Source organism: Gulosibacter sediminis (genome assembly GCF_014904065.1).
In the GTDB taxonomy this organism is placed as follows: domain Bacteria; phylum Actinomycetota; class Actinomycetes; order Actinomycetales; family Microbacteriaceae; genus Gulosibacter; species Gulosibacter sediminis.
Genome location: NZ_JACXJG010000002.1, coordinates 43,745 through 53,319 on the forward strand (window position 1 = coordinate 43,745; position 9,575 = coordinate 53,319).

At 69.6% G+C, this 9,575-nt stretch carries 9 protein-coding genes and 2 pseudogenes; 8 read left to right on the forward strand and 3 right to left on the reverse strand.

Annotated features, from left to right (window positions below):
- Positions 1–110: 110 nt before the first annotated feature.
- From ID132_RS15060 to ID132_RS00960, 7 genes and pseudogenes are all read left to right on the forward strand, one after another.
- Positions 111–587: pseudogene (locus tag ID132_RS15060) on the forward strand (ABC transporter substrate-binding protein); the annotation flags it as partial.
- Positions 588–688: 101 nt separating this feature from the next.
- Positions 689–1,696 (forward strand): annotated as a pseudogene (locus ID132_RS14270) (ABC transporter substrate-binding protein); the annotation flags it as partial.
- A gap of 50 nt (positions 1,697–1,746) precedes the next feature.
- Positions 1,747–2,772, forward strand: coding sequence for an ABC transporter permease (locus ID132_RS00945; protein WP_125106282.1), 1,026 nt, complete (start codon positions 1,747–1,749; stop codon positions 2,770–2,772).
- Positions 2,769–3,704, forward strand: coding sequence for an ABC transporter permease (locus ID132_RS00950; protein WP_235988179.1), 936 nt, complete (start codon positions 2,769–2,771; stop codon positions 3,702–3,704). Before ID132_RS00945 ends, ID132_RS00950 begins: the two co-directional genes overlap by 4 nt.
- Entirely contained in the window at positions 3,701–4,777 is a 1,077-nt protein-coding gene (locus ID132_RS14545) for an ATP-binding cassette domain-containing protein (protein ID WP_328743276.1), read from the forward strand. The genes ID132_RS00950 and ID132_RS14545 overlap by 4 nt, the downstream gene beginning before the upstream one ends.
- On the forward strand, positions 4,774–5,379 hold the full coding sequence (locus ID132_RS14550) for an ATP-binding cassette domain-containing protein (protein WP_328743278.1): 606 nt from the start codon (positions 4,774–4,776) through the stop codon (positions 5,377–5,379). The genes ID132_RS14545 and ID132_RS14550 overlap by 4 nt, the downstream gene beginning before the upstream one ends.
- Positions 5,376–6,470 (forward strand): MsnO8 family LLM class oxidoreductase, encoded by a 1,095-nt coding sequence (locus ID132_RS00960; RefSeq protein ID WP_125106284.1) that lies wholly within the window; start codon positions 5,376–5,378, stop codon positions 6,468–6,470. Before ID132_RS14550 ends, ID132_RS00960 begins: the two co-directional genes overlap by 4 nt.
- A 49-nt stretch (positions 6,471–6,519) precedes the next feature.
- On the opposite strand, the gene hisS is transcribed toward ID132_RS00960, so the two are convergent.
- Both hisS and ID132_RS00970 read right to left on the reverse strand, forming a co-directional pair.
- The gene (gene hisS, locus ID132_RS00965; protein WP_193127640.1) at positions 6,520–7,809 is read right to left on the reverse strand and encodes a histidine--tRNA ligase; all 1,290 of its coding nucleotides are present in this window, start codon (positions 7,807–7,809) and stop codon (positions 6,520–6,522) included.
- A 9-nt stretch (positions 7,810–7,818) separates the two neighbouring features.
- Positions 7,819–8,478, reverse strand: a complete 660-nt coding sequence (locus tag ID132_RS00970; protein ID WP_193127641.1) for a nucleoside triphosphate pyrophosphohydrolase — start codon at positions 8,476–8,478, stop codon at positions 7,819–7,821.
- Positions 8,479–8,506: 28 nt separating this feature from the next.
- Here ID132_RS00970 and ID132_RS00975 point away from each other — a divergent pair, with 28 nt between their 5' ends.
- The gene (locus tag ID132_RS00975) at positions 8,507–9,013 is read left to right on the forward strand and encodes a hypothetical protein (protein WP_125106287.1); all 507 of its coding nucleotides are present in this window, start codon (positions 8,507–8,509) and stop codon (positions 9,011–9,013) included.
- A gap of 212 nt (positions 9,014–9,225) precedes the next feature.
- Here the strand turns inward: ID132_RS00975 and ID132_RS13270 are convergent.
- A partial coding sequence (locus ID132_RS13270; RefSeq protein ID WP_235988180.1) for a hypothetical protein occupies positions 9,226–9,575 on the reverse strand: 350 nt, incomplete at its 5' end.

Below are 9,575 nucleotides of genomic sequence, written 5' to 3' on the forward strand. Positions count from 1 at the left end.
TCCCCCTCCCGCGCTCGCGGGCGGGCCACACCTCGAAAGGGACTCCCATGTCTTCGACCCCACCAGCTCGACCCCGCGCTCGCCGCAGCGCCTTCGCCCCACTCGCGGCCATGGCCGCCGTCAGCGCGCTGCTGCTCAGCGGTTGCGCCGGCACCGCAACCTCGGCCGACAGCGGCGCCACGAGCGACCCCGTCGCGGGCGGCGAGCTCGTCGTCGGCGTGCAGAGCGTCAACCAGCTCGACCCCCAGCAGGGCGGCAACAACGACGGCGTCGCCGTGCAGCGCCAGCTCGTCGCGTCGCTCACCATCTCCGACCCCGACAACCCGGGCACGACCCTGCCCTGGGTCGCCGAGTCGTGGGAGGTGAGCGAGGACTCGTCGGAGTTCGTCTTCCACCTGCGCGACGACGCCGTTTTCCATGACGGCACCCCGATCGACGCCACCGCCGTCAAGGCAAACTTCGACGCGATTCTCGAGCTGGGCGCGGACGCGGCCGGCGCATCCCAACTGCTCGAAGGCGCCGAGACGACCGTCGTCGACGACACGACCGTCGAGGTGTCGTTCCCCAGCCCAAACCTGCAGTTCCTCGAGGCGACGAGCACGTCGACGCTCGGCCTCATCTCGACCGAGTCGACGAAGCTCAGCATTGAGGACCGCCAGAACGGCGAGTTCGTCGNTCGGGGCCGTTCCAGGTCGAGAGCTACACCCCCGAGCAGGAGATCGTGCTCACCAAGGTGCCCGACTACAACCTCTCGACCGAGGTGGACTCGAACCAGGGTGCGGCCTACCTCGACAGCATCCGCTTCACCCAGATCGATGAGATCAGCGTGCGCTCGGGCAGCCTCACCGCCGGCGACATCCATGCCGCGAGCTTCCTCACCTCTGCCGAACTCGACAACTTCGCGGCGACGCCCGGCTACCACGTGGTCGAGCGTACGAACCCCGGCACGGTGTTCTCGCTCACGCCGAAGCTCGACCGCGACACCCCGCTGCAGGAGCTCGCGGTACGCCAGGCAATTCAACTTGCGATCGACCGCGAGGAGGTCTCGCGCATCACGTACGGCGACGACGCGATCCCCGCGACGAGCCTGCTCGCCGAAACGACTCCGCTCTACACCGACCTCAGCGACGAGCTTGGGCTCGACGTGGATGCGGCGAACGCGCTGCTCGACGAGGCCGGATGGGAGCCAGGCGCCGACGGCATCCGCGAGCGCGACGGCGAGCGCCTCGAGTTCACGGTGATCTTCTGGCAGGCCTCCGACCCGCTCGTCGCGGTGCAGGAGCAGCTGAAGAAGATCGGCGTCTACCTGCAGATCACGCAGGTGAGCGTTTCGGAATCGACCGCCCGCGCCGACCAGTCCGACCTGCAGTACGCGAACGTCTCGCGCAACGAGCCCGACCGGCTCCGCCAGGACTTCCTCCCGTACCTCCCGGTATGGATCGAGGCCGGCATCGACGAGGCCGAGGCCCCCGACCTTGCCGAGATCCAGGCCGAGCTCGACGAGCAGGTCGGCGAGCAGGATCCGGAGGCGCGCCAGGAGCTGCTCGCCAACGTGCAGACGCAGATCATCGACGACGGCTACCGGTTCCCGCTCTACACGCTCATCTCAAGCATCGCGGTGAGTGACCAGGTGCACGACCTCAAGCTCGACGGCACCTCCCGGCTCACCTTCATCGACACCTGGATCGAGCAGTAGTCCAACCCCACCGGCTCGGAACACGAGTTCATCTGAAAGGAGGCAGCGACGTGACTCGCGCACTCACCCACATTGGGCAGGCCATCTTCGTCATCTGGGCGGCCTACACCCTGACATTCCTCGTCCTCTACCTGCTGCCCGGCGACCCGGCCACGATTCTCGTGCTGTCGGCCACACAAGAGAACGACACGCTCGATCGGGGACAGATCGACGCGCTCCGAGCCGAGTGGGGCCTCGACCGGCCCCTCTACGAGCAGTACTTCACGTCACTCTGGGGTGTGCTGCATCTCGACTTCGGGCTCTCGTACGAGACCCGCGGTTCTGCCTGGGAGCGCGTCGTGACGCTGCTGCCCCAGACCGGGGCGCTCGCGGCCGCGGCCCTCGGGCTCGCCGTGGTCTTTGGCGGGGCGCTCGCGATTGCCGCGAACTCCGCTCGCCAGCGCTGGGTCCGCCGTCTGCTCGCGGCGGTCCCACCGCTCGGCGTGTCGCTGCCCGGCTTTTGGATCGGCCTGCTGCTGATTCAGTTGTTCTCGTTCCGGCTCGGGCTCTTGCCCGCGTCGGGCAGCTCGGGGGTCGCATCCCTCATCCTCCCGGCGATCACTCTCGCGATTCCAACCGGCGCGACGCTCGCGCAACTCTTCGCCCGGAGCCTCGAGGTGACGCTCACCGAGCCGTTCATTACCGTGCTTCGCTCGCGCGGTGCCGACCACCGTCGGGTGATCGGCCACGCGGTGCGCAACGCCGTGCTGCCGGTGCTCACGATGGTCGGCATGCTCGTCGGGCAGCTGTTCGCGGGCGCCGCCATCACCGAGACCGTGTTTAGTCGCGACGGCATCGGCAAGCTCACGGTGGACGCGGTGAGCCGGTTCGACGGGCCGGTTCTGCTCGCGATCGTGGTCGTCGTGTCGGCCACCTTCGTGATCTCGAGCCTGCTCGTCGATCTCATCTATCCCTATGTCGACCCGCGCCTGCGCACCGCGGGTCCGCGCAGCCGCACGAGCCAGGCCGACAAAACCGACAAGCCCGCCAGCGAGCAGTCGACGTCGCTCGAGGCCACGATTGGAGCCGCATCATGACCAGCGCCACCTCGGCACAACCCGCCGCTCCGCCGGCACCTTGTGCCGTACCCACCGACACCGAGGCGCCGCGCCAGCCGGTCGACGACGGCCAGCCTCCGCTGCGGCGGCGGCTGCGCGCCCTGCGGCGACGCATCCTGCACGACCCGCTCCTCATCAGCGCGATCGCGGTATTCGCGGTCGTCATCGCCTGGTCATTCTGGCCGAGCGTGTTCGCGTCGGGCAACCCGACCGCCATCGACGCCGACGCGATGCTCCTGTCGCCCTCGGCTGAGCATCCGTTCGGCACCGACCAGGTCGGCCGCGACCAGTTCACGCGCGTCGTCTACGGCACCTCGCTCTCGATGCTCGCAACCCTCGTCGCGGTGCTCGTAGGGCTCACGATCGGCTCGGTCATCGGCCTACTCGCCGGCTACTTCCGCGGCGCGTTCGACGCCATCGTCATGCGCATCATCGACGTCGTCATCTCGGTACCCTCGCTGCTGCTCTCGCTCATCATCGTCACCGCGACCGGCTTCGGCACCGTGAACGTCGCGATCGCTGTTGGCCTCGCGAGCAGCGCCAGCTTCGCGCGCATCATGCGCGCCGAGGTGATCAAGGTCGCGAGCTCAACCTATGTCGAGGCGAGCTGGGTGTACGGCGGCGGCGTGTTTCGCCGGCTCTTCCGCCACGTCTTCCCGAACTCGATCGCGCCGGTGCTCTCGCTCGCGGCCCTCGAGTTCGGCACCGCGATCCTCGCGGTCTCGGCCCTGAGCTTCCTCGGCTTCGGCGCAACGCCGCCGACCCCCGAATGGGGCGCCCTCATCTCGGACGGCCGCAGCTACCTCGCGACCGCCTGGTGGCTCACCGTGATTCCGGGCTTCGTGCTCGCCATCGTTGTCGTCGCCGCCAACCACATCTCCCGTGCCTTTCAGAAGGGAACCTCCGCATGAGCACGACCGACACCACCCCGCCGCCGCTGCTCTCGGTGCGCGACCTCACGATCGACTACGTCGTCGGCGGCCGCGAAACCCGAGCCCTGCGCGGCGTGAGCTTCGACGTCGCCGACGGCGAGCGCGTGGCCCTCGTCGGCGAGTCCGGCTCGGGCAAGACGACCACCGCGAACGCCATTCTCAACCTGCTCGGCGGCAACGCCGAGGTTGCGGGCGAGGTCGAGTTCGACGGCGGTTCGCTGCGCGGCCTCTCGTCGCGGCAGTGGCGTTCGATTCGCGGCGCGAAGATCGGGCTCGTGCCGCAAGACCCGGCCGTCTCGCTCGACCCTGTGCGGCGCATCGGCGATCAGGTCGTCGATACCCTGCGGCTACACGACCTCGTTCGCGGCTCGAATCGCCGCGAGCGCGCGAGCTATGCCCGCGCCCGGGCCCTCGAGCTCATCACGAGCACCGGCATTTCGCGGCCGGAGCAGCGGCTCGACCAGTACCCGCACGAGCTCTCGGGCGGGATGCTGCAGCGCGTGCTCATCGCCGCGGCGTTGGCGACGGAACCACGATTGCTTATTGCCGACGAGCCGACAAGCGCCCTCGATGTCACGGTGCAGAAGCGCATCCTCGATCTACTCGACGACCAGGTGCAGAGGCTCGGTGCCTCGCTGCTCTTCGTCACGCACGACCTCGCCGTGGCCGCCGACCGGGCCGACCGCATCCTCGTCTTTTCGAATGGCGAGATCGTCGAGCAGGGCACTCCGCAGCAGATCCTCGAGGCACCCGCGCATCCCTACACGAAGCGGCTCATTGCCGCGGCGCCCCGATTCCGTGCGGGTGCCGGCGCCGGCATTCGCGAGCTGCCCGCGTCGCCCGAGCGCGCGACCGTGCTCGAGGTGCGCGCCGTGAGCAAGCGCTACCGCGTCGGCCGCGGACGGCAGGCCGAGCAGGTCGCCGCGCTGAGCGGCGTCTCGCTCGACGTGCGCGAGGGCGAAACCGTCGCGCTCGTCGGCGAATCGGGTTCGGGCAAGACGACGCTCGCGNGGCCCTCGTCGGCATCACCGACGTCGATGCCGGGTCGATGAAATTTCAGGGCACCGAGCTGATTGGGCTCGACGCCAAAGCCCACCGACAGGTGCGCAAGTCGCTCACCCTCGTGTACCAGAGCCCCTTCGCCTCACTGCCGCCGCACCTCACGGTGGCGCAGACGATTACCGAGCCACTCGTGAATTTTGGGCTGGCCGGGCGGCGCGAGCTTGCAGGCCGCGCGGCCGAGCTGCTCGATCAGGTGCGCCTGCCGCGCGCGTTCGCGCATCGCCTGCCGAGTGAGCTGTCGGGCGGGCAGCGACAGCGCGTCGCGATTGCGCGGGCGATTGCCCTCGACCCGAAGCTGATCGTGCTCGACGAGCCGGTTTNGCTCGACGTGACCGTGCAGGCGCAGATTCTCGAGTTGCTCGTCGAAACGCAGGTGCGCACGGGCGTGAGCTACCTCTTCATCACCCACGACCTCGCGGTAGTGCGGGAGGTCGCGCACCGCGTGGTCGTGCTCCAGCAGGGCGAGGTGCAGGAGGTCGGCGCGACGCGCGACGTGCTGTTCGCGCCCGAGTCCGCGTACACGCGTGAGCTCACGGCCGCGGTGCCCGGCGGTGGGCTGCACGACGACCGTGTCGTCGAGGCAATCGCGTGAGCCCGGCCCCCGGCCAGCACCCGCGCGCTGGCGAGGCGGCGGGCTCGCGGCCGGCATTGAATGTGCTCGACGTCATCACGATTCCCGAGGGTGGGGATGCGGCGGGCGCCATCACCGCGTCGACGGATGCGGCCGGTCACGCCGAGCGCGCCGGTTACCGCCGCTACCTCCTCACCGAGCACCACCTCAACGCGGGCATTGCGGGCGGGCCCATTCCGACCCTGCTGCCGTTGTTCGCCGAGCGCACCGAGCGCATCCGGGTGGGCACCGCCGCGACCCTGCTCGGCAACTATCGGTTGATTCAGGTCGCTGAGACCTTCGGGGCCCTCGCCTCGCTCTACCCCGGCCGGATCGATCTCGGGCTCGGGCGCTCGGGCGCGGTGCCCGCGTCGACGCCCGAGTTTCCGAAGCACCTCACCGCGAAGTTCCAGCTGCAGCGCCGCCTGTTCGGGCGCACCGACGGCGATACGACCGACCTCGAGGCGCTCATCGACGAGCTGCGGGCATTCTTTGCCGGCACTTCCGTCGACGAGGAGGCGGGCCCGTTTGTCGCGCCGCCGGCAACGGCCGCGACACCGCAGCTGTGGGTGCACGGCACGAGCGCGGGCATCAGCGCCCGCGTCGCCGGCGCCCTTGGTCTGCCGTTCGGCTCGAACTATCACACGTCACCGCGCACGACGCTCGACGCGATCGCCGAGTACCGCGCCGCGTTCCGCCCCTCGACGACGCTCGCCGCGCCGTATGTGATGGTGTCGGCCGATGTCATCGTCGGCGACACGGATGCGGCGGTGCAGCGGGCGGCGAAGGGCTACGGCCACTGGGTCGCGTCGATCCGCAATGGTCGTGGGCAGGGCGCGATCCCGTATCCCTCGGCCGAGTGGGCGGATGCGCATCCCCTCGGGAACGACGACCGCGAGCTCGTCGCCGACCGGCTCGCGACCCGCATCGTCGGCGCGCCGGAACCGGCCGCGGCGCGTCTCGCCGAGCTGGCCGAGCGCACGGGTGCCGACGAACTCCTCATCGCCGTCGAGACGCACGAACCCGACGACCGCCTCACCACCCTCGCCCTCCTCGCCGATTCCTGGCGTTGAGTGCTTGGGGGNAGCGGCGGGCAGCTGCCGCGCCGTCGGGCGGGTGCGGCTAGGCGAGGGGTTCGAGCTTGGGGGGTTCACCGTCGGCGTGGGCGTGCGCGACGTGGGTGAAGCCCTCGTTGACGGCGCGCTCGAGCAGATTGCGCACGTTCTTCGGGCGGCGCTCGAGCCGCACACGGCGGCCGGGCTGCGCGAGCTCGCGCTTGATGCGCAATTGCGCGTCGATTGGGAGGCGCTTGTCGACGAGCACGAGCACCGCCTCGCCAGCGGCGCCCTCTTGCTCGGCGACGAGGTCGACGATGCGCTCGAAGCCAATCGAGAAGCCGCACGCGGGCACATCCGTGCCGAGGAAGCGTCCGATCATGCCGTCGTAGCGACCACCGCCGCCGACCGACGAGCCCGACGCCGGGTGCGCCACCTCGAAGATCGTGCCGGTGTAGTAGCCCATGCCGCGCACGAGCGTCGGGTCGAACACGAGCGGCAGCTTGCCGCCGCCGGCCGCGACCGCCTCGGCGAGCTCGGCAAGCGAGCTTGCCGCGAGCTTGGCGCCCTCGCGGGCCGCGAGCTCCGCCGGAAGCGAGTCGAGCACGTGCGCGAGGTCGAGTCCGCGCTCGAGCTGGGGCGCCCATCCCTCGAGCGCCTCACGGATTCGTTCGGCCGCAGCCGCGTTCGTTTCGGCGAGCTCCGCAACGACGCCTTCGACGCCGATCTTGTCGAGCTTGTCGACGGTAATGAGTGCCGCGGGCGCCTCGTCGGCGCCGAAACCGCACCAGTCGAGCAGCTCGTTGAGCAAGCGGCGGTCGTTGACACGGATCGTGCAGTCGCTCAGCCCGAGTCGGTGCAGGGCGTCGCCCCCGGCGACGAGCAGCTCGGCCTCCGCAAGCAGCCCCGGCTCGCCGAGGATGTCAATGTCGCACTGCACGAACTGGCGGTAGCGGCCCTTCTGCGGGCGCTCGGCGCGCCAGACGGCGCCGATCTGCAGCGCACGGAACACGCTGGGCAGTTCGCCGCGGTGCGACGCGGTGTAGCGCGCGAGCGGCACCGTGAGGTCGAACCGCAGGCCGAGGTCGCTCAGCTCGAGCGGGTCGCCCGCTGCCGCGGCCGCGGCCAGATCGTCGGCGCCGAGCCCGCGGCGCATGATCGCGAACGAGAGCTTCTCGTTGTCGCCGCCCATGCCCGAGTGCAGCCGCTCGGAGTCCTCAACCACCGGCGTCTCAATCTCGTCAAATCCATGTTCGCCGTACACCTCGCGAATGGTCGCGAGCACGCGCTCACGACGGCGCTTGTCGGCGGGCAGGAAGTCGCGCATACCGCGCGGCGGATTGATCTGAGTGGCCATTGCTCCAGTTTACGTAGCCGCGTCGGCCGACTGTGACGCTTCCGCGTCGCGAATTCGACCTTCGAGTCGGCGGACGGCGCCGCGCAGCGCGCGTTCCGCGTCAATTCCCTCACTGCGGGCCACCTCGATAGTCGCCAATAGTTCGTCACCGAACGCGGCCTCGGCCGCATCCTCGTTGCCGTCGAGCGGCGCCGCGAGCTGCGCATCCACGCTCGTGCCCCGACCGAGCACCTTCTCGGCGAGCGCGAGGGCTGGCATCGAACGGGCAATGCCATCGAGCACCGAGGTGCGGTCGCGCTTCTCGATCGCTTTCGCTTCCTCCCACATACGGATGATCTCGTCGATGTCGCGCGTCGGCGTCGGCCCGAAGACGTGCGGGTTGCGTCGCACCAGCTTGTCGCGTTGCTCGTCGGCGACGTCGTCGAGGGTGAAGGCGCCGCGGTCGGCCGCGATGTTTGCATGGAAGAGCACCTGGAACAACACGTCGCCGAGCTCCTCGCGGATTTCGGTATCGTCGCCCGCCTCGATCGCGTCGACGAGTTCGGCAGTCTCTTCGACGAGGTACTTCACGAGCGAGCGATGCGTCTGTGCCTCGAACCAGGCGCAGCCGCCGTCGCCGCGAAATCGCTCCACCGTTGCGATCAACTGCTGCATGGCCTCACTCGTCATGCGCTCAAGGCTAGTTACCCTTGACCACATGCAGAAACTCCGCCCGGTGCCCTGGCAAGTCTGGCTGATCACCGCGGTGGCGTCGCTCATCACGGCCGCCGCGGTCTCGGGGCAGCACTGGGTCGAGGTCACCGGCGCCGACGATTCGGGCCTGCTCTACCCCGTGCTCGTCGCGATCGTGCCGGTGTTCACGTGGATCGCCACGGGCATCGCCGACTCGATTCTGCTCGTGCGCCGCAGCCGCGCGCGCCAGCACGCGGAGCAGCTGCGCACGGGCTGGGCCAAGCGCGTCACGACCTCGTTCGGCTGGGTGCTCGGGATGTTCATCCTGGCGGTCGTGCTCGTGGGCCTGATCTGGCTTGCCGTCGATGTCTGGATTGGCAACGCGTCACCCACGTACAGCGGCGCCGGCGACGAGTTCGCGTTCCCACGCACGATCGCGATCACCGTCGGCCTCGTGTTCGCGCCGGGCCTCGCGTCGGCGGTCCCGGCCGTACTCATGTCGTCGAGCTCGGGTCCGGTCGAGGACCTCTAGCGCGTGGTTCGCGACGCGGTGCCGTTACTCGCAGCGCGACTCGACACGCGCATCCCTGGTAGAAAACCGCATCGCTGGGGCCCAGAACCGACGCCAGCGTCGCCCAATCGCTGCGGTTTTCTCGGAGAGCGACGGTGATGGCCGCATCGATCGTAGAAAACTGCNCAGCGGCGGCACGGATGGGGTCGACACGCCGGGATGCTGCGACCCGCCTACGGCTTGCCCTTCGCCGCCGACTCGGCCTCGTCGCTCGGGGCGACGTCGTCTTCGGGCTTCGCGTCGAAGAGCGCGAGGAAGACGCCGCGGATCCAGTCGAGGAACTCGCCGTCGCTGAGCGGCTCGCCGATGCGCTTGCCGCCGGGGAGCGGCAGCATCAGCAGGTGGTTCGCCTCTTGATACTTCGCCTCGGGGTACATGCGCCGAAGTCGAATCTGCTTCGAATCGGCCAGCGTAACCGGCGTGATGCGCAGCACGCGCCCGACGGCGGCGAGCTCGCTGAGCTGCAGCCGCACGGCCATACGCCGGATGCGCGACACGGCCACGAGCGTCTCGACCTCGGCCG

Coding starts and splice junctions, on each gene's coding strand:
- ID132_RS00950 (WP_235988179.1), top strand. CDS start 2,769: ATGACCAGCGCCACCTCGGCACAACCCGCCGCTCCGCCGGCACCTTGT.
- ID132_RS00975 (WP_125106287.1), top strand. CDS start 8,507: ATGCAGAAACTCCGCCCGGTGCCCTGGCAAGTCTGGCTGATCACCGCG.
- hisS (WP_193127640.1), bottom strand. CDS start 7,809: ATGGCCACTCAGATCAATCCGCCGCGCGGTATGCGCGACTTCCTGCCC.
- ID132_RS00970 (WP_193127641.1), bottom strand. CDS start 8,478: ATGACGAGTGAGGCCATGCAGCAGTTGATCGCAACGGTGGAGCGATTT.